Raw genomic sequence first — 26,591 nt, 5'->3', positions numbered from 1 at the left:
GTCTTAACAGATGCGTAGGGTCAGCTTATGTCTAAAAAAGGGGAGAAAATGTTTTTAAATGCTTTAGAAAAGCAAAATCCCAATTTAATTAATGCCACAGTTTCGTTATTTAATCAGGGAGTATTGCTGCCGGATACAACGGTCATTGATGTGGACCAGTTTGTAGAAAATGCACAGCAGCTCAAACGAGTCGCTGACAAATATTCAATACGGCTTTACGCAATGACTAAGCAGTTTGGCAGGAACCCATTGCTTGCCCGGATATTGGTGGAGCAGTGCGGCTATGAAGGTATTGTATGTGTTGATTTTAAAGAAGCACGACGAATGGCGAGTCATGGTCTGCCCATCGCCAATGTTGGCCATTTAGTGCAACCACCCAGCCATACGGTCGATCTATTGGTGAACAAAATACAACCAGAAGTCATTACAGTATATAGCGTAGAGAAAGCGCAACAAATATCAAATGCCGCGTTAAAAGCAGGAAGGAAGCAGGGCCTGTTACTGAAATTTTTGCATAGTCGAGATCGTTTATACGTCAATCAAGAATCCGGCTTCTTATTATCCAATATTGATGATGTGGTGTCGAAGATAACAGCCATGCCGGGAGTGACGATTTCAGGGGTTACCCATTTCCCCTGCTTTTTATATGATGCGGCGCTTGGAACAACACAGCCCACCTCTAATTTAACCACTCTTCTTGAGGCGAAGAAGCTGTTGAGTGACTTAGGTATCGAGTGCAGTCAGGTGAACGCTCCTTCTTCAACCTGTATAGAGACTTTACCGTTGCTTGCAAGCCATGGTTGTACACATGGTGAACCGGGACATGCATTAACGGGCACCATGCCCGCCAACGCGGTTACTGAGCAAACTGAACGTATCGCTTCACTCTATTTAAGTGAGGTGTCTCATCATTATGCAAATAACAGTTATTGTTTTGGTGGTGGTTATTATCGCCGGGGCATGCTTGAGAATGCGCTGGTGTTTTCTGGTTCGCAGGCTAAACGTGTGTCAGTGTTCAATGATGATAGCAACGCCATAGATTATCATCTACGGCTGTCTGGCCTTCACCCCATTGGTGCGCCTGTCATTATGTCTTTTCGCACTCAAGTCTTTGTTACTCGTAGCGATGTGGCTCTCGTTCAAGGAGTTTCAAGTAACACCCCTACACTGCTCGGCTTATACGATGCATTAGGAAGCGAGGTGTCAAATGGCTAAATTTGTGGTGGTGGTGCTGGATGGTTTTGGTGTCGGTGAAATGCCGGATGTCGCTCGTGTTAGGCCACAAGATTGTGGCTCAGATACGGCTGGAAAGCTGTTGGCACATTTTCCATTGAAGTCTTTACCTACTTTAGAAACATTAGGGTTACAGAATATTGTTGCTTGTCATCAGTCTAATATGAGGGTCAATCCAAAGGCGAACACTGGCAGATCCAATTTGGCTCATGAGGGGGGGGATACCTTTATGGGACATCAAGAAATTATGGGAACTTGCCCTAAACCGCCGCTGGTTCAACCATTTCAAGTCGCACTGGATAGGATTGAAAAACAGTTGTTGCAACATGGCTATCGTGTTGCTCGCCGTAATAAAGATGGCTTGTCTTTATTGGTGGTTAATGAAGGCGTTGTAATTGGTGACAATTTAGAAGCCGATTTAGGTCAAGTTTATAACCTTACTTGTAACTTTAATTTGGTCTCTTTTGATCAGTTACTCTCTATTGCTGAACAAGTACGAAAGGCAAATTCCGTCAGCCGTAATATCGCTTTTGGTGGCAACATTACTTTTGATGATAATCCGTTATCAATGGAGAGTATTTTTAACGCCATCGAGACCAAAAATAGCAGTGAAGGTGTTGCAACGTATATTGGTGTTAACTCTCCTGATAGCGGTGTGTATGAGGAAGGGTTTAAAGTGGCCCATTTAGGTTATGGTGTAGACGCCATGACTCAAGCGCCATGGCAATTGCACAAGGTCGGTGTTACGACTTGGTTGTATGGCAAGGTAGCAGATATTGTGCAGAACCCACACGGAAAATCCTATACCTCTATTGTTGATACCGATGAAGTGTTTCGTCTACTTCATCAAGACTTGCTCGTCGAACAGCACGGTTTTTTCTGCGCGAATGTTCAAGAAACGGACTTAGCAGGGCATCAACAAGATCCTAAGCAGTATTGGCGGGTATTGGAAAAGGCAGATAAAGGCATTGCGGGCATAATTGACCGACTGACCGAGCAAGATCTCTTGTTGGTGATGGCTGACCACGGCAATGATCCATTTATTGGTCATACTAAGCACACACGAGAACAAGTCCCGTTATTGGTGTATAAAAAAGGCGTTTCTAGTTTGGAATTGGGGCAAAGAACAACCATGTCAGATGTTGGTGCATCCGTGTGCCGCTTTTTTTCCGCTTCTCTGCCTGAGAGTGGTATTGCCATTGATGGATTAGTTTAAAGTCGCTGACGTTAGCTATCGACTCGCTCGAATCGCACTGTATTTTGCCCACAAACCACTTTTTACAAGTGTCGCTTCAAAGGTACAAAGAAATAATCCCAACCATATGCAAGCAAAGCTCACGAGCTTTGCTTGCTCAAACAGTTCACCAAAGATAAAGACTGCTAGCAAAAACTGTAAGCTAGGTTCAAGGTATTGAGTGAGACCTATCATGGTCAGAGTGGTTCTTTCTACAGCCATAGCAAACAAAACCAAAGGTAACAGCGTAACCGGTGCAGCACCTATATACCATGTGAGCTGTTGCCAATCACCGGAAGTTAATACAGAGTTCTGACCCTCTATACCAAACCAAATAACAACCAAAGCAAATGGGAGTAATGTGATTAGCTCAAAAAGAGTGGTCGTAATAGAGTCAAGCTTAATAAATTTCTTAATTAAGCCATACAAAGCAAATGCGCCAGCCATTACCAAAGAGAGCCATGGTAACTCACCATAATAGTAAACTTGATAGCCGATGCCGATGACCGACAGCAGTACCGCAACTCGTTGACCAAGTGACAGTCTATCTTTTAAAAACAGCACGCCGAGAATCACAGATAGAATAGGATTAATAAAATAGCCGAGACTCACCGCCAGTACATCGCCGTTGGTCAATGCCCATGTCATGCTATAGAGCGAAATAGTATTAATAGCTCCGGCGAAAAAGCAGAGTAAAAGGGTCTTTTTATCACCAAATACGGCCGTCACCTGTTTGAGAGATTTTGTGAAAAACAGAATAAGCAGCAACATTAGAGCGATTGAGACAACAATACGAATGGATAATAGCTCAATGACATCAGCTTGAGGGATGAACTGGAAATATAGTGGAATCAGCCCCCATAGAAAGAACGCGGAGATGGAGAATAGATTCCCGACAGCTGCTTTAGACATAGTGTTTTCTTACGTAAAAGGGTGAATAATGACGTTTCTTTTTGTTTTTAACTAAAGAAAGGTACTATAAGTTAGTATTGTTGACTATGCGATGAATAATACTGTTTAATTAGAGCATAACAGTGATCAAATTAGCAAAATTGAGGGGTTTTTACTATTTATTCGTCAATGCGTTTGTTTTTATAGTTAACATTAGTGACCTTTGTTGAGGTATTAAGAGACTAACAAGTTAGAGTGATCTGTACAGATAATCCTCTTTTTCCATTGGTTGTTCTATTTGTAATAGAGAGGGTTCCGCCCATTCTTTCTATCGCTGCGCGAACAAAGCTTAGCCCTAAGCCATTACCATTTGAATGGCGACTGCTGTCGCTTCGATAAAACTTATCGCAAAGCTTTTGTTGTTCTTGCCTATTTACCCCGCCACTCTGATCGGCAATAAACAGTGATACGGAACTATTTTTTTGCTCTGCGAAAATCTCAATTTGGGCATGCTTGGGGCTAAACTTACTGGCATTATCAACCACATTGCAGATAGCTTGAAATAGCAAATCAGCGCTTGCCAATACTTTAATATTGCCATCTATTTTGTAAGTGAGTACTTGCTCCTTTTCTTCAAGAACAGGTAAGTAAAGGTCAGTAACATTATTAACGATATCATTTAATGGTAGTCGGGTAAGCTTTGCGGACTCTCCATTTGACTCAAGTCGGTGGATTCTTAATAACAGATTAAAAGTGTTTAACAGTTTTCCTAACAAGACTTCTAGCTCAGCTAAATCCGGATGTTGTGCTGAAAGCAACTGAACCTTGTTGTACACCATAGTAAGAGGCGTGCGAAGGTCATGAGCAATGTTATTGGCTTGCTGTTTAGTCATATCGACAGAGTGTTGTATATCCATCAACATTAAATTTAACTGTTCAATAGTCTCAGCAAGTGGGCCAGTTAAGTTATCGGCTGGAATGGTTTGAGTTAAATCATTAAGTTTTCGAATCACTTGGCTGGTTTGGTTTATATCGACTAAGCGTCGTTTGATTTTGTTGATCGCTAAGAGCGCAATTAAATAGCCCAATAATAGGATAGTGACAATGGTGTAGATTAATACATTAAACGAAGAGAACTGCTCTTGAAAATAATCAAGGTTTATAGATATGGTGAGTTGTTGCCAATAGTTTCCTGCGGGAAGTATGGTCGCAATCGTGGCAGAATGTTCCGTCGTCTCACCTTTGGTCAAGGTGTTAATCGTAAAATGATGATTTCGCTCTTCCTTGTTCTCTGGGATTGTTTTGTGATGCTTTTCTTTATTGCTGGTACAACATGATAATGATTTGCTTGTCGTTGGTTTGGAGAGTTGGTAGTCAAAAAGTGTTGCTGCATTCTGTTTGAGATAGCGTCGAGTCAACGATGGACCTTCATTCGACCACTTGTTTTCAATAATGGTTAGTTGTGCATCGAGCAATGGCCGGGCGCTTTTTTCTAAAAACCAATCATTGAGATTTTGTTTAGCAAAGAACAAGAAAATGATGCTGATAACGATCAGCAATCCATATAGAGTTAGAAAACCACGAAAAGGGTCATTTAGCCATTTCATTTTCGTCGTTCCAGTATATAGCCGGCACCACGAACTGTGTGAAGAAGGGGATGTTCGCTATCGAGATCAATCTTTTTTCGTAACCGACTAATATGCACATCAATAACATTGGTTTGTGGGTCAAAATGATGATTCCAAACCCGTTCTAATAGCATGGTTCTGGTAATTACACGACCAGCATTGGTCATAAAATATTCTAGGATTTGAAACTCGCGAGTGTTCAATTGTATAGACTGTTTTGCTCGTGATGCTTTTCTGGAGAATAGATCCAGCGTTAGTGTATCTATTTGCAAAAGGTGATCGTCGTTATGTGAAGAAGTCACTCGACGAGATAAAATTTCTATTCGAGCTAATAATTCACTAAACGCGAATGGCTTAATAAGGTAGTCGTCACCGCCACTCCTTAGTCCTTCCACCCTCTCTTCGACACTATCTAATGCACTCAGTATTAGCACAGGTGTGTGATTGCCAGATGCTCTTAACGCTTTAAGCATTTGTAAACCATCCATTTTTGGCATCATTCGATCAGTAATAATGACATCGTATTGATTTTGTATGGCATACAGCAAACCAGCTTGCCCATCTTGAGCGTTGTCGGTTTGGTGGCCCGCTTCAAGCAAACTTTGGCTGATAAATTGTGATTGATCGTTATTATCTTCAACTAACAGTACTTTCATATTGTTGCTGTTTGATCCAAAAGTGAATGAGATAAGGTGACTATAATCAGTCACCTTATATTTAGCTAGAGTCGCATGTGGATGATCGGTGCTGCATTGACTAATAATTAGCCATGTGTCCCAAATAAGTGCATACCGCTACCATCGTTATGTCTGTTCGTGTTATGACCTTTCTGTCGATCGCTATTGTGATGCCCTCTACTTTCATGGCTACGCTCGCCATTATGTGCATTATGGCCATTTACATCATGGCGTCGGTGGTAATCTGTATTCTCTTCTGCGTGAAACTGTTCAGCGGAAGAGCGATCCGAACGTTGACAATTATTATTGTTGTTACAAAATTCCAGTACCTCTGGTTTTTTATCGACTTGTTCTGTTGTCACATCGGTTTTACTCTCTGAGGTTTCTGCTGTGCTGTATGCAGAAATAGAAAGCGCACCAATAATAATTGACGTAATAATGGCGATTTTTTTCATATTGTATTCTCTCTTTGCTTACTGGCGGTTTAGCGGTTGAAAGCAATATTAAAAGAGACGCTTAAATCTACTCTAAACGGAAGATTACAATTTGTTCATCTAAGCTATAGTCCGCGATCGAGATTAGAAAAATTATTAACATATTGTTTTTATTAACATATAAGTCGATAAGAATTAATGTGGTAAGGTAGAAAAAAGCGAAATAGTAGGGGTATTGATGGCGATTCTGTGGTTTGTTGCGTTATCCAACGGTTTGACATTATTGATGTTGCTTCTGATTGAGTGGCTAACAGATTGGTTCACTTTCGTGTTTGTTAATGACTATTTTTTCTATGCCGCTATCGCTCAGTGGTTGCTTGCTAGCTTCTTTATGGTGTCAGGAAAAGAGCGGCACTCGCTGAAAAATAGTCCTGATATTAGTACCAAAAAAGCAGCCTCAATGATCAGTAAGTTACCTCCTGTCCATTCATTATCATCATTATCTGATCGACGTTTAAGTGGGCATCTGCTGTTGTCCGGACTCGTTAGCATGGTAATCTGTTTTATCATATGAATTGTATGCAGATAATCTTGAAAGGGAATGCCATTCCTTCCATTATCTTTCTTGAACTGAACTTGTTGATGTTGCTCAGAATTCTGTATCTTGAGGTCACTTGAGTATAGTGATAACTCTCTAGCTTCCGCTGTTTCTATTTGGTGCTTCAGAGTGATCGTATTAAGGCATACAGCACTTGGTAATTTGAAATGGTGAGCAGATGGCTGACGATAGAACAGAGCAAAACAATCGCCCCCAATATGTGGTGTTACTGCATGGTCTCGCTAGGACAAAACGTTCATTTAAACGGTTAGAAAATAGTTTAATTGAGCACGGTTACCAAGTGGTGAATGTTGGCTATCCATCCACCAAGATGCCAATAGAACAATTAGCTGACGAGGCAATCTCGAAGGCGCTAGCCCGTTGTCAGGATGCCGAACAGATTCACTTTGTCACGCATTCAATGGGTGGAATACTATTAAGACAGTATCTAAAGCAACACACCATGGAATCGTTAGCTAGGGTTGTGATGCTTGGGCCACCAAATCATGGTAGTGAAGTCGTTGACGTGTTGAAGAACGTTGTGGGTTTTAAATTTATTAATGGCCCTGCGGGTTTGCAGCTTGGCACCGACAGTCATAGCCTTGTAAAACAGCTAGGCCCAGCAACTTTTGAGCTAGGTGTAATTGCAGGAACACGCTCAGTTAATTTGCTGCTATCCACACTTCTACCACGCCCAAATGACGGCAAAGTCTCTGTTGAAAGCACTCGGTTAGAGGGAATGAGTCAGCATCTTCAGTTGCCAGTCACTCATTCGTTCATGATGCAAAATAGACAGGTTATCACTCACGTATTGCACTTTTTAAAACATGGTAGTTTTTCTTAGCTCACTTTAAATAACCTTGCTTCATTCCCTGGTTGAGGTATGGCCGGAACATTAAAAGAGAGCAGCAATGACACGATAGCCATAACCGCTCCTGCAATAAAGACCAGTGCAGGTGATGTTAACCAGACGACGCCAAAAATGACGGGAATAACTACCGCGGCAATATGATTAATGGTAAAACTGACTCCGGCAGTAGAAGCCATGTCTGCCGGATCAGCAATTTTTTGAAAGTAGGTTTTAATGGCCAGTGCTAAGGCAAAAAACAGATGGTCAATGACATACAAAGTGGCTGCCCATTCGGAGGACTCGACAAAGGCGTAACCAAGAAAAACAAAGAACAGTCCTGTGTACTCAAATATCAGCGCATTCCTTTCACCCACCTTGCCGATAAAACGACCGATCTTTTTCGCAAATAAAAAATTAAACAGGTAGTTAATTAAGAAAAGTAGCGTGATATCGGCAACGGAATAGCCAAACTTTTCGACTAATAAAAAACCAGCAAATACGGTAAAAATCTGCCTTCTTGCACCACTCATAAACGTCAATGCGTAATATAACCAGTAGCGTTTTCTCAGCACCAGTTTAGTTGTCTGCTCGGTATGGGATGAAAATTGAGGAAAAGCAAAAGCAGTGACAATCAACAGCATGAACCCGCTTCCGCCAGCAATCAGATAAATCCATTTATAGTCGAGATGAAACTGTTCCAGTAAAAGCCACAATATAGCGTAGGTGACAAGTGATGACATGGCACCAACAGAGATAAGTTGACCCAAGACTTCCGGCGCTTCGTCCTTAGTCAACCACTGCAATGACAGCGACTGTTTTAGTGTTTCAACATAATGAAATCCCATTGACATTATTAGCGTCGTCATCAGCAACCCAGAGAGGGATGGAAAGAATCCGGTGATGGCGACACCGAGAGTTAGGCTTGCGAGCGAGAGCATTAATAAGCGTTGTTCCCGGATAAAGCCTAGGACGAAAATGACGCTAAACGCCAAAAATCCCGGAATCTCACGTACGCTTTGTAGTAATCCTATATCTGCCCCATCGAATTGTGCCTTCTCAATAACAAAATTATTTAATAGCGCCATCCAGCTAGAAAATACCACTGGAACAATAATGGAAATAATGATCAGAAAATAATGTGGCGTTTTCCATGAACTCTGTTTTGACATTGGCTAAACCTGAATGGGAACAAATGGGAGGGAACGAAATGATTCTAGTTTACATCGAGTCCAATTGGAAGCAGAGAAGAGGACTGTTTTTGCACTAAATCCTCATAAAAACATCATCGAGAATGGCATGGTTACCTTCACAAAAATGGCATATTTTAACATTTAGCATAAATGTTAAAGTTGTTAAACATCAATGAGTAATGAGAGAGTAAAAACTCTAATGTTTAGAATTGAGATATTAATATTTGAAAAATACGAATTATAAACAAGACTAATGAATATCCATTTATAATTTAGTTTTTTATTTAATTATCTTGGCAGAAATTAGCTGTATCTATATAAGTGATTGATAATAAAGGGTCTGTTAATTTTGTAATGCGGCTTACAATTGTGTTCAATAATTTTTGTGAGCCAAGACATTTGTAAGTTAAATTAGTGACTTCTAAATTATAAAGTTGTGGTCTGAACAGTGTTATATAATTGATAAATACATTTACAATATTTATCAATTATAAGAAAGTATAAGAAAATAAGCAGAACTAAGTTTGACGAAATTAATATTTTGCACTACGCAAAATTTAAAATGGGGAATGCCTAATGCAATTTAAAGTTTATAAGCGTCGCGTGAAAGACACATTTTACGGAAAAACAACAGATACAGCAGTAGGTGTTCAGACTCAAGAAATGGCTGATGCAAGAATGGGTGCGATGTACATGCTTGCTAAAACGGATTATGTAAAAGTGCCATCGTTTTCTGCCGGTCACTTGTTTGATAATTTTGTTGTTGGCGCTGAGCCGCTTTCAGACTTAAAAAATGTCTCTATGGCTATCATCGATAAAACCGGTGTAGCGTCGAAAACCAAATCACTTATTGAAAAAAGCGAAACGGGTAAAAAACTCATTGAGACTGTCTCTGTCGTTGGAGAAGCCACTTCTGCTGTTATACAAAAAATCAAAACCTACATTTCAGAATTCTTTCGCGGCTTAGTAGAAAAAGCCAAACTGGTTTATGGTGATGTGCTGGAAGACTTAGGCTGGTTTGCCGAATACGCGGGGTGGATGGTCGCTGAGTTTGCGGGCAATTTATCTTCCTTAATTCCAGGTTGGGGTTATGTTCAAAATGCGGTTGATATCTACTCAGGTGTTAAGCAAGCGATCTTCAAATCAAAAGACCTGATTACTCAGATGTATGCAGGAAGAGGTGTTGAACTGTTAGGTGGTCACCCAAGTATCATTGCCAATGCGTTGGCACGTCACTCTGCAGTAGGTGTGGCTGGTGGACTTAAGAAAACCGCCATCGCGACGACAAAAATTGGTTTGGAGGCAGCAGGTGATGCATTTGCTGGTGTCGGCACACTAGTGAGCGCGTTATCAGGCATGCTAGAGCGCGTGGTTAACTTCTTTGATTACATGATTCAACGCAGTTTGGTACGAAAAGTACTGAAGAAAGCGCGCAAAGAGTGGGACAAACGTGGTTCAACGACCAGCATGCTGAATGATCATAAAACCTTCTCAGAATGGTTCCAAAGTGCCGTGGTAACTACCCCCATTATTGCCGCTCTTGTTATGGGTTCAGGGTTTGTTGCACACCCAATGAAATTCCTCTCTTTAATGAGTAGCACAGAGATTGTTAGCCAAGCCGAATATAACAAAGGCGTAAATTATATCGATAAATTGAAAGATTTATCCGCTTCGTACGTTCAAGAATATACAGACGGTTATAGTGTTGAGTTTACCAGTGAAGATAAATTGGTAGCAGCACGGCTCAGTGAGCTAACGACAGGCAAAGGCATTCTTCATGGTGAAGAGTTTGTGGTGGAGTCGGTAACCCGAAATGGTTTAGGTGCAATAGCGACAACCGCAACCGCATTTATTACCCCAAGAGAAACCACAGTGTAATTAAAAAAGGCCATAAATAACTTTGCTATTTACTAAAGAAACTGCCAAGCAACTATTAGAGCCCATCTCAGATGATGAGCCGTGCGGAGTCTATCTTAAAGGGGATAGAAGCTTATATCGTCCACTGCGAAATGAGTTCAATGTTGCGTTAACTTCATTAAGAAAGTTAACGCAAAACCCCGATGCCAGTGAACTTGATACGCTGCACGATGAGAACATCGCCAACTGGACGGTGATCTCAGACAGTTTATTCACTGCCTTCTCGTCACAGTCTCGAGATATTGAGCTGATTGGTTGGATGTTAGCGTCACAGATTATTCTGGATGAGAGCTTAACCAGTTTTGCAATAGCAACGGACTGGTTTGCTCAGCTAACAAAACAAAATTGGGATGCCGTACAGCCAATTTTGCCTGAAAAGAAATTGAAATCTGAGACCGAACAAGGTCAGAAAAGTGAACGTTGCACCGCACAGCTAAATGCTTTTAATCAGTTGCTTGGAGAAAGTGAAGAGAGCAGTCTTCTTTACGCTCCGATTTTAATGATGCCTATTGTGGGGAAAATTACCTTCTTCCAGTATCAGAGTGCAGAAAGGAAAGGAGAGCTTGCTGCGCTGCGCACTGAAGCAATGCGTACCGTACAAGATGGTAGGGAAGTCATATTAGCCTTACTGAAAAATATTTCAGCCTCGGAAGCGGCTTTGCAAGAGTTGGCAAACACCAGCCGAAGAGAGGCGCAGCAACATGGTGCTTCTGCCCCTAATTTTCGAACCCTATTGCAGCTATTAGAAAAGGTAAAAAGCGCCATTACTCAACTTACCAATTTGAAATTGGTGGAAAACGCTCAACAGAGCAAAAGCAGTCATGTTGCTCAGCCAAATGAGCCTCAGCAGAGTCAACAACAAGCCACTGATAATGAGCAAGAGTCTAATACAGACGTCTATTCTCAACAGACGGTTTACTCTCAGCAGGAAATGCATATGGACCAAGGACATTCATTAGCCGATGTTGCCAGCACCAATAGTATGAATCGCGATAAAGCGTTTCATCAGTTGCGAGAGTTAGCGGAGTTTTTCCGGGTAAGTGAGCCGCACAGTCCTGTGTCGTTTCTTATCGAGAAAGCCATCCGTTGGGGTTACATGCCTTTGCCAGACTTGCTTAATGAACTATTAGCAGAGAAGCAGGGCAGTTCAGAACAGATATTTACAATGGCGGGGCTGGATCAGACAGAACAGACAACGCTGCCGACCATTGCTACTCGTCACACGACAAAAGAAAAAGGGTCTGCTGCAACACCTGCGGCAACTCATAGTGCCCTTGATATGGGGACTTCCACTGCATCTGCTAGCGCGTCTAGCGATGTGGATAGTACACAACAAAGTGAAACCAAGAAAACGTCCAGCTCATCATCGAGTTTGCGCTGGTAACTTTTCAACAACTAAAAGAGAGTAAGATCATTATGGCAAGTATTTATATGCGTATTGACGGTGTTGATGTTAAAGGCGGAGCGACAGTTGAAGGCCTGGACGGAACCGGTTGGTTTGCACTCAGCTCATACAGTTGGGGTGGTGTTCGTAACGTTGCTATGGATATTGGTAATGGCAACAATGCCGATTCCGGTATGGTTGCAATGAGCGAAGTGAACATTGCCAAGCAAGTTGATGGTGCATCAGAAGATTTGCTGTCTTTCCTATTCAACCCAGGTAAAGAAGGTAAAACCGTTGAGATTGCGTTTACTAAACCTGAACCAACAGGACAAGGCGCAATTGTTTATTTCCAAATTAAACTGAGCAACGCTCGTTTAGTCTCTTATAACGTTAGCGGTTCTGATGGTGCTCAACCATACGAAAGTGCAGCGTTATCATATGTAGAAATATCTCAGAAACACAACTACGAACTAGAAGGCGGTGAAGTGAAAGATGGTGGTATCGTTACGTATAACGTACCTCAAGCTAAGCTTCTGTCAGGCGCTAAGTAGTTCTAATCCCTGAGCTTAGCTAATAAATAGCTAAGCTCAGAATAAGTAGTACACATTACAATTAGGAAATTGTCATGGCATTAAATTCACAGCATAAACGCGTAAGCAAAAACAGAGTAAGTATTACTTATGATGTTGAAACAAACGGAGCGGTAGAAACCAAAGAATTACCGTTTGTTGTCGGTGTCATCGGTGATTTCTCTGGACACAAACCAGAAGACCAAAAAGCCGATTTAGATGAGCGTGAGTTTACTGGAGTAGATAAAGACAACTTTGATTCCGTAATGGGACAAATTGGCCCTCAACTATCTTATAAAGTAGACAATAAACTGGCAGACGATGATAGCCAGTTTGAAGTGAACCTCTCGTTTCGTTCGATGAAAGATTTTCACCCAGAAAATCTGGTTGAACAAATTGACCCGCTTAAACAACTTGTTGAAACAAGAAACCAGCTCAAAGTGCTACTCAGCAAGGCTGATCGTTCTCGTGACCTAGAAAAGTTATTGAAAGAAGTACTGCAAAGTACCGACGCTATTCAAGGGTTAGCGGAAGAGTTGGGTGTTGGTAAAGGAGGAGACGAATAATGTCTACTGAACAACAAAGTAGCCCAGCACAAGGGCAAGAAACGGTAGAGCAGAGTATTCTTGAGCGTGCAATTGGCGCGACGGCTCAAACGCCAGTGGATACCACCAAAGAACTGCTGAGCATTCTGACTTCTCAAGCGTTAGACGGCACAGTTACTTGGGATAAAAACCTAACACTAACCATCGAGAAAGCGATACAAGCAATCGACGGTAAGATCTCTGAACAACTTTCTGGCGTAATGAAAAATAACGATTTCCAGAAGTTAGAAGGAACATGGTTAGGGGTGCAAAAGCTGGTTAAAAACAGTGAGCTTGGACCGGATCTTAAGATCAAACTGGTTGATTACACAAAAGATGAACTGTTAGAGCAGTTCGAAGACGCACCTGCGATTGATCGTAGTCGCTTTTTCACCATGGTGTATCAAGAAGAGTTTGGTACCGCCGGTGGTCAACCTTATGGCGCATTAATTGGCGATTATGAGTTTGGTTACGGTGATGAAGATGTTGCACTACTGCGTTACATGGGCGAAGTTGCATCAGCATCTCACTCCCCATTTATTGCCGCAGCAAGCGCCAGCATGTTTGATTTCAACTCCTTTGCTACCTTTGCCGATGGCAAACCTGTAGCGGCTGGGTTTGATTCACCTGCTTACGCCAGTTGGAATGCATTCCGTGCCAGCGATGATTCGCGCTACGTTGCACTTACATTACCAAAAACAATGGCTCGCCTACCTTATGGTGCTGATACTGTGCCAGTTAAATCATTTGATTTTGAAGAGCTCGCGTCTAAGCAAAACGGCGTTAAAGCGGTCGATTCAGAAAATGATTTTGTCTGGAGCAACGCCGCTTATGAGCACGGCTTGCTAATGACACAGGCATACACGCAGTTTGGCTGGTGTACGGCTATTCGTGGTGCTGAGAATGGGGGTAAAGTAGAAAACCTTCCTAACTTTACCTATCAGTCTGATGCTGGAGATCTTCTACAGCAGTGCCCAACCGAAGTTAACCTGACGGATGAGCGTGAAAAAGAGTTGAGTGATTTAGGTTTCTTACCTCTCGTGCATTACAAAAACAGCAACTACGCTGTCTTCTTGGGTGCTCAAACTGCGCATAAACCAAAAACGTATACTGATCCAGATGCGACGGCGAATGCTGCTATTTCAGCGCGTCTTCCGTACACCATGGCCAGTAGCCGTATTGCCCAATATCTGAAAGTGATGGGGCGTGACCGTATAGGCTCAAACCTTGAACCGGGTGATGTAGAGAAAGATCTGAACACTTGGATCCATCAATACGTGAACCCGAATGCTATCGGTAACGAAGCGAAAGCAAGACATCCATTAGTGGAAGCAAAAGTAACGGTAGAAGAGCAAGCGGGTCGCCCTGGTGCTTATTCTGCTGTCGCCTACTTGCGTCCATGGTTACAGATGGAAGAGTTAACCACGTCATTGCGTATGGTAGCGAACATACCGGGCTAAATCTGTTCGGGGATGAAAGTCCCCGAATTGCTTTGAATTGGATATTGTATGGATAACCCGAAATTGAGTTCAGATTTGCGAAACATTTTAGGGGACGATGCATTAACGATGTTAGCGGATGCTGCATCGCAACAAAATGATATTCAATTCAAAGCAATACTTGCCTCCTCCATTGCTCAAATAGATAAGCTATTAAGTGAACAGCTTTCTAATGTCATTCAGCATAAAGAGTTTAAAGCGTTAGAGTCGAGCTGGTCAGGTCTATATGGCTTGTGCAATCTGCCTGTTTCTCAGCGACGAATTAAAATCAAGTTGCTGGACATGAGCTGGAATAGATTATCTACCGACCTGAACTTATCGTTCGATCTTAAGCGCAGCACACTGTACAAAAAAGTCTATATGCAGGAGCTGGATACCGCTGGAGGGAATCCTTTCGGTATGTTGGTGGTGGATCATAAAGTTTCGGTGGACTTCTCTGACCAACAAGACTTTGATGATCTCTATACCTTACAGCTTATTTCTGAGTTGGGTGAGCGCGCTTTATGTCCGGTACTGCTAGGGGTTAATCCTCACTTTTTTGGTGATGATCAGAGCCGTCAACTGCATGACAGTGCGAGAATCAAACGTATTCTTGATAGCCGAGATTTTCAAAGCTGGCAGCTGTTGAGAACCAGCGAGTCGTCTCGTTTTCTTCATTTAGTCTTGCCTGAGTATTTTCAGCGAACAGCATGGAACAACTGTGCTGCGGGATTTGTGTTTAATGAGAAGCACAATGAACAGAGTACCTTATGGGGTAACTCAGTGTATCTGTTGGCGGGGAATGTTCTGCGCGAGTTTGACCGTATTAGTTGGTTTGGTTTTCTGCGTGCTTACGATGAGTTCGGATCTTACGGAGCCATTGTCCCCGAGTTTGCAGGACAAGAGATCACTGGGCGGGTAGAGATATTTAGCGAAGATGATGGATTTTGGGCTGAACAAGGCTTTGTTCCTTTATCTAGCCTGTATCTTACCGAACAAAATGGCTTTTTTAGCAACCAATCGGTTTGGCATGCACCGAACGAATCTTCTCGTTTGTTAGGCATGCTACAAACCAACTTAATGGCTTGTCGTTTTGGTCACTACATTAAAGCGCAAATACGAGATCAGCTTGGTAGTTACCATAGCGCCGATGATTGCCGTCGCAGTTTGGAGAAATGGCTGCGTAACTACATAAGTGAAGTGGATTATGGAGAGGATGCGGTAATGGCGCGATACCCTCTAAAATCGTGCAATATCGATCTGGTTGAGGATCCTCAAGATAAAACCCGTTACTTGTGCAAAATTACCCTACAACCTCAATATCAATATGAAATTCTTGATGCGCATATTGTGTTGGCTACCTCGGTGTCTGATAAAGAAGTTGGAGAAGCCGCATGAGTTTAGTAGCGAAACTAAATGGACGCTGGAAAAACAGCAGTGACGATGTTCGTGACTCCATTATTGAGAACATCTGCTCGCTAATTTCTAGTCGCGCACCTATCTGGCCTGAAGGGGTGGAGTTAAGCAAGTTTCAGGGAACCATCGCGACATTAGGTTTGCAAAATATGGCTCGCTCTCAAAGCAAAGCAAATAGCGATGTGGTTTTGCAAGACATCACCCAAGTGATCAGAAAATTTGAACCGCGTTTAACTCAGGTTGAGCTTGAACTGGCAGAAGAGAGCATTCAACAAAACAGACTACAGTTTCGCATCTCTGCGGTGATGAACACCGAGATGGGCAATGAAGCGGTAGTGCTGGACTCTTTTCTTGATTTTGCCACCAGTAAATTAGATATAAGGAAATCAAATCTTGTCTGAGTCATTACTCTCCTATTTTGAACAAGAGCTGCGCTTTTTGCGCGAAGAAGCGAGTGACTTTGCTGCCCGTCATCCCGGAACGGCTGACGCTCTTGGTATTCGCAATGAGAGTGTGGATGATCCTCAAATTGCTAGGTTGATAGAGAGCGTGGCATTGCTAAATGGCAGGCTACAACAAAAATTGGATGACTCATTTCCAGAGCTTACAGAAAGCCTTATTCGCTTGTTGTATCCGCACTATTTGCGCCCGATTCCCTCATATAGCCTGCTTAATATTGATATCGGTAAAGATGCCAGCGCCAAGCATCCCATAGCGAAAGGCACAGAGTTTGAAGTGAAAGACAAAGAGGGCAATAGCGCCCTGTTTTGTACCACTCGAGACATCACCCTTTATCCTTTGCAACTGGATGAGGTGAATGTCCATTTTGCTCCTTTTAAAAATGATAAACCGAGAGGGGCAGAAAACTCAAAGGCACTTATTGAGTTGGATATTGTTGCGGTAGATGAAGGGATAGAAATTTCAGAACTGAATATTGATCATCTTGATCTCAACTTACGTGGAGATTCAGGGTTTATCCTAAGGCTGTACGACTTAATTTATCATTCAGTCTCACAAATCTGTATTCAATGCGGCGAGCAAACAATCACACTCGGAGCTGATGCTCTAACCAATGTCGGCTTCGATATAGATCAAGCGATGCTACCGTACAAATCAGTGACTTTTGATGGCTATAAATTATTGACGGAATTTTTTATGTTTCCGGATAAATTTAACAGCTTGAAAGTCAATCTCTCAGACAAAGATAACAAGATAGAAGCTGGCAAAAAAATTCAGGGTAACCGATTTACCTTGCAGTTCTATTTAACCGAGCTATCTGTAGAGTTGGCCAGAGCGGTGAGTCGGGAAAATTTTGAGCTGTATAGCGTACCGGTCATCAATCTATTTAAAACCACAACTGAGCCGTTGTCGATAGACTTTACCCGTAAGCAATACCCTATCGTTATTGACGCCTCAAACCCAGATGCGTCAGAGCTGTTTTCGGTTGATCGAGTGTTGGATATCGCCCAAAACCAGACTTTAGAGATCCCACAGATATACAGCAATAAGTTTGCCAGCCTGTCAAAAGGGCTGCATTGGAATCTGACCCAATCAATGAAAGAGAGTGGTCGCTTGCAAAGCAGTTTTCAGGTTGCGGATCTTGATAATAGCTGTCTTCATAATGATGCGAGGACATGGGTGGCGGATGTCACTTGTACCAACGGCAACAAGGCTTCGTTACTGTCAGCGAATAGTGATATTCGCTGCCGTGATGCGCTAACCATTCCCGGCACCATGAGTCTATATCGCCGACCGACAACATCGGTCAGCAATCTCGATTCACAAATGAGTGCGTGGATACTCTTATCACACCTACAGTTTAATTACCAAGCGGTGTTGGGGGGAGAAGACCCTGTTGCTAATTTGAAGCATATTTTTCATCTTTATAATCACAATAAGAACCCTCAAAATACAGCGTATATAGAGTCAATATCTGCCATTGAACAAGAGCATGTAGTTGCGCCTATTCGTGTCTCTGGAAAATCCTGTTTCGCCTACGGTACACGCATAGAAGTCACGCTAGACGACAAAGGGCTCAATGGTGGTGTCGAGCTGTTTTCAACGCTACTGGATCATTTCTTTAGCTATTTTTGTGGATTCAACAGCTTTACCCAGCTCGATGTGAAATTGCGTGGCAAAGAGGGAATTTATAAGCGTTTTGCTAGGAGGTCAGGATGCAAGAGCCTGTTATAAATCTTCTACAATCCGCAAACTACGACAAACAGCTTCATCGCGCATGGCAGTTGATGAAACACCATGCTCAAAGCATGAATGTGCGGCCAAAAGTACGTTTTGCCAGCGAAAATCTGCCCGCTTATTATCGCTCTGAAGTGACCTCTGTTGCGCAGAAAAAGAGTGGCTACTGGCTGATTAAAACCAGCTTGCCCGGCCTGTCAGGCAACCAAGGGGTTCTACAACGTTCGGTCAATAAACAGGCCCTTAACGCTCTGTTTGATGAGGGTAACTACGCCTCTCTCGACTTCTATAACGTATTCAATAGTCGATACTACCGTCTCTACTGTGCCAGTGAAATTAAGCACAGTATGGTGGACCTATTGGAAGAAGAGACTTTTGAATGGAATACACAAAACTACCAGAAGTCGGTATCGGATCTGTTAGCTAATCTTACGGGTGTATTGGAAAAGAGCCCGCTGATTCCTAACAGCCATTTTATTCAGTACGCCAGCCTAATAGGAATGAAACTCACCTCTCCTTTGGTGTTAAAAGAGTTACTTCAAGACTATTTTCAGTACGACTTTGAGATAGAGCACTCTCCCGTTGAATATCAACCATTAACGGCCTGCTCGTTAACTCGTATAGGCCTAACAGGGCAAAACCAATCGTTGGGGATGGGAGCATTGATTGGTCAGAATGCTGCCATGGTAGGACAAAAACTGTTGGTAAAAATCTGTCCGGCTAACTATCGCCAATATCAAGAAATTAATAAGAATCCAACGTTAACCCAAAGCATTTATCAAATGATGAAAATCTATCTAGGGGTCAACGTAAATGTCAGTTTGCATATGAAAGTAAATGGGAAGTACCTTCCGGGTTTGAAATTGGCTTATAACCCAAAAGCCGGTTTGAAACTGGGAGAATCCGCATGGATGGAAGGGAAAAATAGTGTCACACAGTATGTAGAAATGCCACTAAAAGCGAGCTAATTATGGTTAACATTGAATTACAAAGTTTGGTAAAAAGACTGTCACCTGAGTTGAAGTCTACCTTAGAAGCGGCGGCAGGAGACTGCTTAGCCCGTACGCATTACAGCATTGAGTTAGAGCACTGGTTTATTCAGCTACTTCAGGAGAGTGGGATGGGCTGGCATCAAGCCATGCTCAAAACGGCTGTCGCCAAGGAGACATTAACCGATCAACTTAACCAGCAGCTATCTCGCTATTCAAAAGGGAATGATACCGCTCCATCTTTGGCGGCAAACCTTGTGGAGTTACTCAAAGACAGCTGGATGTTGGCCTCATTAGATCACTCGCAGGCGGTGGTGAATGAGTATCATCTTCTGTTGGTGCTTAAGCAGCGAGTAACTGAGGGGTCATATAATGGAGCGCTAAGCGCTTGGATCGGTACCATCTCGTCAGAGTGGCTAAAGTCCCAGTCGGCACAATCCTCTTCCGCACAGATGACCCAACCGGCGCAGATGTCTGGTGCAGTGTCGCAACAAGGTGACGGTGCGACAACCGCTCTAGATAAGTACTCTCGCAACCTGACCGACGCAGCACGTAATGGCGAGCTAGATCCCATTGTCGGCCGTAGCTCCGAGATCAGAAAATCCATTGATATTCTGTGTCGCAGAAGACAAAACAGCCCTATTCTGGTCGGTGACCCGGGAGTGGGGAAAACCGCCATTGTAGAAGGACTAGCTCAACAGATAGTGGATGGCAATGTACCGCCTGCGTTAGCTGACGTTGAACTGAGAAGTTTAGATCTGTCACTGCTACAAGCTGGTGCGAGCATTAAAGGCGAGTTTGAGAACCGCTTAAAAGACATTATCAACGAGATTAAGCAGTCATCAGTACCCATTATCATGTTTATTGATGAAGCACATACTCTGATTGGTGCAGGTGGCGCGGCAGGACAGAATGACGCGGCCAATATTCTCAAGCCGGCATTAGCTCGTGGAGAGTTCCGCTCTCTCGCGGCAACAACATGGGCAGAATACAAGCAGTACTTTGAAAGCGATGCGGCATTGACCCGACGTTTTCAAGTGGTCTCTGTAGGAGAGCCAAACGAAGAAGATACCATTCAAATGCTTCGTGGTGTCAAAATTGCGCTAGAGAAACATCATGATGTCAAAGTGTTGCGTGAAGCCATTGATGCAGCAGTCACATTATCTGTTCGCTATTTACCAGAGCGTAAACTACCTGACAAAGCCATCAGTCTATTGGATACCGCTTGTTCAAGAATCGGGTTAAGCCAGAGTGCCACGCCGTTTCAATTAGAAGGTCTCGCGGAACAGATTAGCTATACCGAAAATGAAATCGCCTCCCTTAAGCATGAAAATGCGTTGTGGTCTATCGAGAGCGACAATCTCGACAGTTACCAGCAAAAACTTATCTCTTTACAGGAAGAGCACAAAGCATTAGAGGCGCGCTGGGATCAAGAGAAAGCACTGGTAAGTGACATCCTGGCCTTACAGACAACTCTGGATGATAAGTTCTTAGAGGGAGAGAGCCTTAGCGAGCTGGACGAAAAACAGCAACTTAAGCAGAAGATGCAGCAGTTGAAAGCCTTGCAAGGAGAACAACCTCTAGTGTTACCTCAGGTTACGCATCAAACCATTGCGGAAGTGATCTCACTTTGGACCGGTATTCCGGTAGGCAATATGCTGAAGAAAGAAGTAGAACGCCTAATGCAGCTAGAGAAACATATTGCTCAGCGGGTTATAGGCCAAACGACCCCAATTAACGAAATCGCACAGTCGATACGAATGTCGAGAGCAGGATTAACGGATCCACGTAAACCTGTTGGCGTCTTTTTAATGTGTGGTCCAAGCGGAGTGGGTAAGACAGAAACGGCATTAGCCCTGACCGATTTGCTCTATGGTGGCGAGAACAATATTACCACCATCAACATGACAGAATTTAAAGAGCAGCACAAAATCTCGATGTTGCTAGGTTCTCCAGCCGGGTATGTCGGCTACGGCAAAGGGGGAATACTAACCGAAGCGGTACGTAAGAATCCGTATAGCGTGTTGCTGCTTGATGAGATGGAAAAAGCGCACCCAAGTGTTCATGACGTGTTCTATCAGATCTTTGACAAAGGCAGCATTGCCGACAGTGAAGGTCGTCATATCGACTTTAGGAACACCATCATTATCATGACTTCTAATGCCGCAGATAGTGCCGTGGTTAATGCCTGTGAGGAACACCGACCAAGTGTCGCTAAGCTAACAGAAACGATCTTCCCTGAACTGCAACAGTTCTTTAAACCGGCCTTCTTAGGTCGCGCAACCATCATTCCATATTTTCCGCTTAATGACGAAGAAATGGCCAAGATTGCCGGTCTGTCATTAAATCGAATTAAGAAACGTGTGTTAGAGCATTATGGCGCCAGCTTTGATTACGATGATGCCGTTATCTCTCAACTGGTTGCATTAAATCACTCACCAGAAACCGGCGCTCGGGCAGTGGAGCAGATCATCAACCGCAAACTGATGCCGGAACTGGCCAATATGTGTATCACCCGAATGAGTGAGTCACTGCCTATTGGTCATATTCACGTTGGTTTCAATAACGGCGTGTTTGAGTTTGATATCAAGTAGTTATTTGTATTAAGCCAACTAATTTTTCAGTTTTAAATTATTTGGCTTCTCAGTTTTAAAATAAGTAGTTAGCAGTAATGACACAGGTTAATCAGTTTCAAAGGACGAGACTAAACATAGGTAGTAATAATGAACAGTAACGTCTTTTCAACATCACAAATGGCGTGGATACGCGACCATATTAAATTGGCGGTCATCCACGGTGGAGACAATGAGGAGAGTGAGGCCTTTATTTATAAAAACCTTAATCCTCGTTCCACCAAAACTTATCAGCCTGTGGCGCATGACATCGCTAACGCGTTGCGGAGTGTTGGTTTTCAGTCGGTTTCGGTACTGGCTGAAGATCGCCATCTTGCCACTCAGTTAGCCAACGAGAAGATTGATTTAGTTATTACCAATAGTGGAGGGTTACAAGGGTTTGACTCTATGTGCCATTTGCCTTCACTGCTTGAGATGTTAGGTGTGCCTTACGTGGGTCACTCACCAATGACGGCGGGAATATTGGATAATAAGCACCTGTTTAAACATGAAATCGGTGCCGCGGGAATTAGGACTGCGCCATTTATCACCTTACAAGCGGATGAATCGGTACTCAGTCCCGCTTGTCAACGAGAGCTAGATAGTATGGAAGAACGCTTTAGCAAAGGCTTTATTGTTAAGCCTGTGTCTGGGCGTGCATCTATCCATGTTTATCCCGTTTTTGAACGAGAAAAACTCGATGAAGTGGTTAGCAAGGTTCAGCAAGCAACGGGCAATACCGTGCTGATAGAACCTTATTTATCCGGTAGAGAGTTTGTCGTTGCAGTGGCTGGAGAGACGGTTTTTCGTCAAGGCGCATTGCATCGCTTAGGTAAACCATTCTCGTTTTCCATCACAGAGAGAGTATTGGGCAGTGATGAAGCGATATTTACCTCAATGGATGTAAAACCCATTACTCAAGATCGTTTGTTGGCGGTTCGTGATGAAGCATTGAGAGCTGAGTTATCCAGTATCGGAGAGAAAATATATCAACTTTTGGCGCTACAAACCTTAGTCAGGGTCGATCTGCGCATGGATGATAAAGGGACACTGTATGTACTGGAAACCAATCCTAAACCGGATCTCAAAATGCCGTGTGGTAATAAGGTGAGCTTGGTATGTCACGATCTGCACAATGAGAATATGAGTTATACCGACTTGGTGCAGTCAATGGTCTTTAACCGACTGATTCACCTTAAAGAGAGTCGGCCAACCACAGTTGCGCACTGTTTCAATAGTGAGTTTGAACAATTGGATAAGGCGGGTTAATTCACGATGAGTGATAAGAGATCATATTTTACTTTGCTGTCTGGGATAGTGCTGGTTGCGCTATCGGTATCGCTGGTGATTGTCATCGGTTATGCGCAGGCCTTAAAAAGTTATAAGCAGCAAACCAGTGAAGTGGTCTTAGCGCAAGCGGAAGCGGTAAAAATTGGCATCGAACAAGTGTTGGGCTCAGGGGTTCCCATTTATGATATTGCCAATTTGGAGACGGTTCTTAAACCTATTGTGTCGGTTAATGACGCGGTGACGAATATCCGCATTGTGGCCGACGAAAAACCCCTTTATCAGTACAATGATGCCAGTATAGGCACTTTTTTACAGATCCCGCTAAACAATAAATTTACCAAAGTGGGACGGTTAGAGATTGTGATTAACGACAGTGTGATAGAGCAGTCGGTTCGCGGTGAGTTTGTCTCTCTGGTGGCGATCTGTATCGCTTTGGTGTTGCTGTTTTTATGGAGCTTGTTAAGAAACAGCGATCCAAATCAATACGTAAAACGCTTTAGCTTGGTCTTTGCCGCGGTTACGCTGGCGGTAATTTTTGTGGTCGTAAGCTTGTACCGAACCGGGTTAGAAGGTAAAGCGGCTTCCATGGCAAATATCCTTAATCAGCGAATGGCGCCTGTCCTTAATAGCGATATCAGTGCTCATCGGGTAAGTGGTTTAGACGAACTATTAAATACCTACCGAGTCTCTAATGACGAAGTATCATCAATTTTGGTTCGACAAAATGGCGCCATTATCGCTTCAAGCTCTAGCGAAGGTGGCCTAACCACCATGAATGATTTCTCGGATTATCAATACTCGGTAGGTGGTGGTAATCAGGTAGAGATCAGTTTTAGTGCGGCAAAATTAGTGTCCAATCTGGCTAAGATAGTGAAGAGTTTCGTTATTCTATTTATTGGCTGTGCACTTATCTGCTTTGTCTTTGCCAGAATATTACATACACCAGAGCGGCAAGCGCCATCTGACACCGTATTAGAACGGTTAAAACCTCTTTTTCTCGCCGCCGTATTGATGGAATCCATTATGGCGCCAGTGCTGCCTCCTTACTTAGAAAGTGTGGTCGCCAGCAGTGGGGGAGAGATGGCGCTCTCTTCCTACATTTTTACCGTCTATTTTGTGGGTTTTGCGTTAACCTTATTGCCAGCATCGAGGCTGATTGAGCGTTACGCGATTCGAAATGTCCTCAATATTGGGGTTATATTATCGGTACTAAGTAGTTTGCTGTTAGCGTATACCGATATGGTTATGGCGGTGTTCGCGGCTCGTTTTGTTGCGGGTATCGGCCAAGCGATCATCTTTATCTCGGTGCAAGGGTATATTCTAAGATTCAGTAACAAGAACAACAAAACACAAGCCGCCGCAATTATTGTGTTCTGCTTTAATGCCGCCTTTATTGCTGGTGCATCGATTGGTGCATTGCTGGTGGATTATATAGGTATTCAGGGTATTTTCTTGTTGTCAGCATGCTCAGGCGTGGTGGTGTTGGCTTTTGCTACTTTGCTACCTCGCATGGCGTCAATGCATTCATCGAAACAGTCTTTCTTATCACAATTAAATCTGACCTTGGTTCATTCGGCTCAGTTACTCAGACAGCGAGCTTTTTTTCGCACCATCTTATTTGTCGGGATACCAACCAAGATGATGCTAACCGGGGTCGTGACCTATGCTGTGCCGATATTGCTAAATAATCAGGGCGTATCTAAAGAGAGTATTGGTCAGGTATTGATGGCTTATGCTTGTGCGGTGCTGTTGACCAGTGGTAAAGCCGCAAAGCGTATAGATGTTCGACAAAACTACAAGATGGCGCTAACCGCAGGCAGTGTAGTGTCTGTACTCTCCTTGGGACTACTCGGTTATGCTGTCACGTTTGAGTCGAGTACCGTGGTGGTTAATATGACCATGGTGGCAATGCTGGTGATGGGGATATCTCACGGTTTTATCAATGCGCCAATTATTAGCCATGTGGTCAGCGTAGCAAAAGCCGATTCAGACACCACCATTGCTTCTACTTATCGCTTCCTTGAGCGCTTAGGTCATGTTTTAGGAGCAATTGTTGTTGCCATGCTGATTAATATGCTGGGGGCAGAAATGGCGTTTTACGCTTTGGCTGGCTTCTTTGTGATCGCCACATTGGTTATGTATATATGGGAAAAAGATGCCAACGTTGAGGTGACACAATGAGCCGACAGTTGATTATCCTTTTATTGTTACTTTGTGGCATTAGCAGCGTGCTGGCGGAGACCACTAGTGATGAATCGTGGCCGTACTGGTTGGGTAATGACGTTAAGGTAGAAGCAGAAAGCAGTTGGAATGTCTCAACATCGGGTAACTCTCTTGAGCTGTCAAGCATCAGTAAGCAGACTAAGGTGTGGATGATATTATCCAAACCTGCCAAATCGTATGATACGGCATTAAAGACCATGCTTAATGTGTATAAAAAGCAGGCTGAGAACATTCAGTTCCGCCTCTTTTTACTCAGTGATGTAGAGGAGCAATTACCGAGTTGGTTAAACACGATGGAGCAGCAAGCGGATTTGCTCTATACCGTTGGTTCTAAAGCGACGGCAACCATCTATAAACAGTACGCAGGAGGAAAAGTGCCTGTGGTGTCTGTGAATGCAAAAGATCCTGTACTGTTGGAACTGATTGAAGACTATTCGGGCTCAGGCAATAATTTTGCCTTTACTTCTCTTAACTTATCGGCGTCGGTAACACTCAGTTTTATTAAGAAGTTTGATGAAGAGCTGACGCAAATTGGCGTGCTATACGCAGAGAGCAACCGAAGTGCGTATTTGACGCAATATTTGCCGCTAAAATCTCAAGCAGAAAAACAAGGGATGCAAGTGTTCGCACTCTCTGTCGATGAAGATGATCCTAAACGCCAGTTGCAGGCGGTTATGGAGCAGCAAGTTAACCAGATGCGTAAACAGGATCCAACCTTGTCTCACTCCATTTTATGGTTAACCGGTAGCTCAAGTTTATTACGCAGAATCGGTGAAATAAATCAGTACTCTGCTGAACTTCCTCTATTGACCGCAGTACCTGAAGCGGTGAATGGCAGTAGCGAAAGCGCATTGATGTCAGTAGGGACCAGTTTTGTAAACAACGCGTATCAAGCGGCGTTATATGGCCTTAAGATATTAAATAAAGAGGCACAGGCGAAAGATTTACCTGTTGGGGTTATCTATCCGCCAGATATATCACTAAACTTTATGCAAGCCCAACGTATCGACGCCGTCATGCCATTTATATTGGTTGAGATGGCCAGTGAAATATATGCCGAAGATGGCAGTGCGATACGCAGTAGTGGTATGAGTATGGAAGATGTTAAGTAATGAATGGAGCAGTGTTGGCGACTTGGATTTTTAAGAACGACTGGATTGTTAAGAACGAGTCGATGGCTAAGAAAAAATGGATGGCT

22 protein-coding genes are annotated in these 26,591 nt (G+C 43.2%); 17 read left to right on the top strand and 5 right to left on the bottom strand.

Going from position 1 to position 26,591, the window contains the following annotated elements; translation table 11 throughout:
- Nucleotides 1-48 precede the first annotated feature (48 nt).
- Nucleotides 49-1,215 carry a YhfX family PLP-dependent enzyme gene (locus F0227_RS00800; protein WP_171751271.1) on the top strand — a complete coding sequence of 389 codons (1,167 nt, stop codon included), beginning with the start codon at nt 49-51 and terminating at the stop codon, nt 1,213-1,215.
- Complete coding sequence (locus F0227_RS00795) at nt 1,208-2,449, top strand: phosphopentomutase (protein WP_171751244.1); 1,242 nt, start codon at nt 1,208-1,210, stop codon at nt 2,447-2,449. Before F0227_RS00800 ends, F0227_RS00795 begins: the two co-directional genes overlap by 8 nt.
- A 15-nt stretch (nt 2,450-2,464) precedes the next feature.
- Here F0227_RS00795 and rarD read toward each other — a convergent pair whose 3' ends face one another.
- The 4 genes from rarD to F0227_RS00775 all read right to left on the bottom strand — a co-directional run bounded on the left by rarD (nt 2,465) and on the right by F0227_RS00775 (nt 6,118).
- Nucleotides 2,465-3,379: an EamA family transporter RarD gene (gene rarD, locus F0227_RS00790; protein WP_171751243.1), complete on the bottom strand. Its 915-nt coding sequence runs from the start codon at nt 3,377-3,379 to the stop codon at nt 2,465-2,467.
- Nucleotides 3,380-3,600: 221 nt separating this feature from the next.
- The gene (locus F0227_RS00785) at nt 3,601-4,965 is read right to left on the bottom strand and encodes a HAMP domain-containing sensor histidine kinase (RefSeq protein WP_171751242.1); all 1,365 of its coding nucleotides are present in this window, start codon (nt 4,963-4,965) and stop codon (nt 3,601-3,603) included.
- Nucleotides 4,962-5,642: a response regulator transcription factor gene (locus tag F0227_RS00780; protein ID WP_171751241.1), complete on the bottom strand. Its 681-nt coding sequence runs from the start codon at nt 5,640-5,642 to the stop codon at nt 4,962-4,964. The genes F0227_RS00785 and F0227_RS00780 overlap by 4 nt, the downstream gene beginning before the upstream one ends.
- Before the next feature lie 107 nt (nt 5,643-5,749).
- The gene (locus tag F0227_RS00775) at nt 5,750-6,118 is read right to left on the bottom strand and encodes a hypothetical protein (protein WP_171751240.1); all 369 of its coding nucleotides are present in this window, start codon (nt 6,116-6,118) and stop codon (nt 5,750-5,752) included.
- Nucleotides 6,119-6,335: 217 nt separating this feature from the next.
- On the opposite strand from F0227_RS00775, the gene F0227_RS00770 reads away from it, so the two are divergent.
- Both F0227_RS00770 and F0227_RS00765 read left to right on the top strand, forming a co-directional pair.
- Complete coding sequence (locus tag F0227_RS00770; RefSeq protein ID WP_171751239.1) at nt 6,336-6,671, top strand: hypothetical protein; 336 nt, start codon at nt 6,336-6,338, stop codon at nt 6,669-6,671.
- A 202-nt stretch (nt 6,672-6,873) separates the two neighbouring features.
- A complete protein-coding gene (locus tag F0227_RS00765; RefSeq protein WP_171751238.1) occupies nt 6,874-7,539 on the top strand; it encodes an alpha/beta fold hydrolase in 666 nt (221 codons plus the stop codon).
- Here the strand turns inward: F0227_RS00765 and F0227_RS00760 are convergent.
- Nucleotides 7,536-8,714 (bottom strand): MFS transporter, encoded by a 1,179-nt coding sequence (locus tag F0227_RS00760; RefSeq protein ID WP_171751237.1) that lies wholly within the window; start codon nt 8,712-8,714, stop codon nt 7,536-7,538. The two genes, F0227_RS00765 and F0227_RS00760, sit on opposite strands and share 4 nt — an antisense overlap.
- A gap of 597 nt (nt 8,715-9,311) precedes the next feature.
- On the opposite strand from F0227_RS00760, the gene F0227_RS00755 reads away from it, so the two are divergent.
- From F0227_RS00755 to F0227_RS00695, 13 genes are all read left to right on the top strand, one after another.
- Entirely contained in the window at nt 9,312-10,613 is a 1,302-nt protein-coding gene (locus F0227_RS00755) for a hypothetical protein (RefSeq protein WP_253821997.1), read from the top strand.
- Between the two features lie 22 nt (nt 10,614-10,635).
- Nucleotides 10,636-12,036, top strand: a complete 1,401-nt coding sequence (locus F0227_RS00750) for a type VI secretion system ImpA family N-terminal domain-containing protein (RefSeq protein ID WP_171751236.1) — start codon at nt 10,636-10,638, stop codon at nt 12,034-12,036.
- A gap of 32 nt (nt 12,037-12,068) precedes the next feature.
- Nucleotides 12,069-12,587, top strand: coding sequence for a type VI secretion system tube protein Hcp (locus tag F0227_RS00745; protein ID WP_171751235.1), 519 nt, complete (start codon nt 12,069-12,071; stop codon nt 12,585-12,587).
- Nucleotides 12,588-12,661: 74 nt separating this feature from the next.
- On the top strand, nt 12,662-13,171 hold the full coding sequence (gene tssB, locus F0227_RS00740; RefSeq protein ID WP_171751234.1) for a type VI secretion system contractile sheath small subunit: 510 nt from the start codon (nt 12,662-12,664) through the stop codon (nt 13,169-13,171).
- Nucleotides 13,171-14,649 (top strand): type VI secretion system contractile sheath large subunit, encoded by a 1,479-nt coding sequence (gene tssC, locus F0227_RS00735; protein WP_171751231.1) that lies wholly within the window; start codon nt 13,171-13,173, stop codon nt 14,647-14,649. Before tssB ends, tssC begins: the two co-directional genes overlap by 1 nt.
- Before the next feature lie 108 nt (nt 14,650-14,757).
- Complete coding sequence (locus F0227_RS00730; protein ID WP_171751270.1) at nt 14,758-16,065, top strand: type VI secretion system contractile sheath large subunit; 1,308 nt, start codon at nt 14,758-14,760, stop codon at nt 16,063-16,065.
- Complete coding sequence (gene tssE / locus F0227_RS00725) at nt 16,062-16,484, top strand: type VI secretion system baseplate subunit TssE (protein WP_171751228.1); 423 nt, start codon at nt 16,062-16,064, stop codon at nt 16,482-16,484. The genes F0227_RS00730 and tssE overlap by 4 nt, the downstream gene beginning before the upstream one ends.
- Nucleotides 16,477-18,276 (top strand): type VI secretion system baseplate subunit TssF, encoded by a 1,800-nt coding sequence (gene tssF, locus F0227_RS00720; RefSeq protein WP_171751227.1) that lies wholly within the window; start codon nt 16,477-16,479, stop codon nt 18,274-18,276. Before tssE ends, tssF begins: the two co-directional genes overlap by 8 nt.
- Entirely contained in the window at nt 18,258-19,247 is a 990-nt protein-coding gene (locus tag F0227_RS00715) for a type VI secretion system baseplate subunit TssG (protein WP_171751225.1), read from the top strand. Before tssF ends, F0227_RS00715 begins: the two co-directional genes overlap by 19 nt.
- 2 nt (nt 19,248-19,249) lie before the next feature.
- A complete protein-coding gene (gene tssH / locus F0227_RS00710; protein ID WP_171751223.1) occupies nt 19,250-21,862 on the top strand; it encodes a type VI secretion system ATPase TssH in 2,613 nt (870 codons plus the stop codon).
- Nucleotides 21,863-21,991: 129 nt separating this feature from the next.
- Nucleotides 21,992-23,149, top strand: a complete 1,158-nt coding sequence (locus tag F0227_RS00705) for an ATP-grasp domain-containing protein (RefSeq protein WP_171751222.1) — start codon at nt 21,992-21,994, stop codon at nt 23,147-23,149.
- Between the two features lie 6 nt (nt 23,150-23,155).
- Nucleotides 23,156-25,351, top strand: coding sequence for an MFS transporter (locus F0227_RS00700; RefSeq protein ID WP_171751221.1), 2,196 nt, complete (start codon nt 23,156-23,158; stop codon nt 25,349-25,351).
- Nucleotides 25,348-26,505, top strand: a complete 1,158-nt coding sequence (locus F0227_RS00695; RefSeq protein ID WP_171751220.1) for an ABC transporter substrate binding protein — start codon at nt 25,348-25,350, stop codon at nt 26,503-26,505. The genes F0227_RS00700 and F0227_RS00695 overlap by 4 nt, the downstream gene beginning before the upstream one ends.
- The last annotated feature ends 86 nt before the right edge of the window (nt 26,506-26,591 follow it).

It is taken from the genome of Vibrio sp. 99-8-1, from assembly GCF_013114595.1.
Lineage (GTDB): Bacteria > Pseudomonadota > Gammaproteobacteria > Enterobacterales > Vibrionaceae > Vibrio.
This window is presented reverse-complemented; position numbering and strand designations above follow the sequence as displayed.

Coding starts and splice junctions, on each gene's coding strand:
- F0227_RS00800 (WP_171751271.1), top strand. CDS start 49: ATGTTTTTAAATGCTTTAGAAAAGCAAAATCCCAATTTAATTAATGCC.
- F0227_RS00795 (WP_171751244.1), top strand. CDS start 1,208: ATGGCTAAATTTGTGGTGGTGGTGCTGGATGGTTTTGGTGTCGGTGAA.
- rarD (WP_171751243.1), bottom strand. CDS start 3,379: ATGTCTAAAGCAGCTGTCGGGAATCTATTCTCCATCTCCGCGTTCTTT.
- F0227_RS00785 (WP_171751242.1), bottom strand. CDS start 4,965: ATGAAATGGCTAAATGACCCTTTTCGTGGTTTTCTAACTCTATATGGA.
- F0227_RS00780 (WP_171751241.1), bottom strand. CDS start 5,642: ATGAAAGTACTGTTAGTTGAAGATAATAACGATCAATCACAATTTATC.
- F0227_RS00775 (WP_171751240.1), bottom strand. CDS start 6,118: ATGAAAAAAATCGCCATTATTACGTCAATTATTATTGGTGCGCTTTCT.
- F0227_RS00770 (WP_171751239.1), top strand. CDS start 6,336: ATGGCGATTCTGTGGTTTGTTGCGTTATCCAACGGTTTGACATTATTG.
- F0227_RS00765 (WP_171751238.1), top strand. CDS start 6,874: ATGGCTGACGATAGAACAGAGCAAAACAATCGCCCCCAATATGTGGTG.
- F0227_RS00760 (WP_171751237.1), bottom strand. CDS start 8,714: ATGTCAAAACAGAGTTCATGGAAAACGCCACATTATTTTCTGATCATT.
- F0227_RS00755 (WP_253821997.1), top strand. CDS start 9,312: ATGCAATTTAAAGTTTATAAGCGTCGCGTGAAAGACACATTTTACGGA.
- F0227_RS00745 (WP_171751235.1), top strand. CDS start 12,069: ATGGCAAGTATTTATATGCGTATTGACGGTGTTGATGTTAAAGGCGGA.
- tssB (WP_171751234.1), top strand. CDS start 12,662: ATGGCATTAAATTCACAGCATAAACGCGTAAGCAAAAACAGAGTAAGT.
- tssC (WP_171751231.1), top strand. CDS start 13,171: ATGTCTACTGAACAACAAAGTAGCCCAGCACAAGGGCAAGAAACGGTA.
- F0227_RS00730 (WP_171751270.1), top strand. CDS start 14,758: ATGTTAGCGGATGCTGCATCGCAACAAAATGATATTCAATTCAAAGCA.
- tssE (WP_171751228.1), top strand. CDS start 16,062: ATGAGTTTAGTAGCGAAACTAAATGGACGCTGGAAAAACAGCAGTGAC.
- F0227_RS00715 (WP_171751225.1), top strand. CDS start 18,258: ATGCAAGAGCCTGTTATAAATCTTCTACAATCCGCAAACTACGACAAA.
- tssH (WP_171751223.1), top strand. CDS start 19,250: ATGGTTAACATTGAATTACAAAGTTTGGTAAAAAGACTGTCACCTGAG.
- F0227_RS00705 (WP_171751222.1), top strand. CDS start 21,992: ATGAACAGTAACGTCTTTTCAACATCACAAATGGCGTGGATACGCGAC.
- F0227_RS00700 (WP_171751221.1), top strand. CDS start 23,156: ATGAGTGATAAGAGATCATATTTTACTTTGCTGTCTGGGATAGTGCTG.
- F0227_RS00695 (WP_171751220.1), top strand. CDS start 25,348: ATGAGCCGACAGTTGATTATCCTTTTATTGTTACTTTGTGGCATTAGC.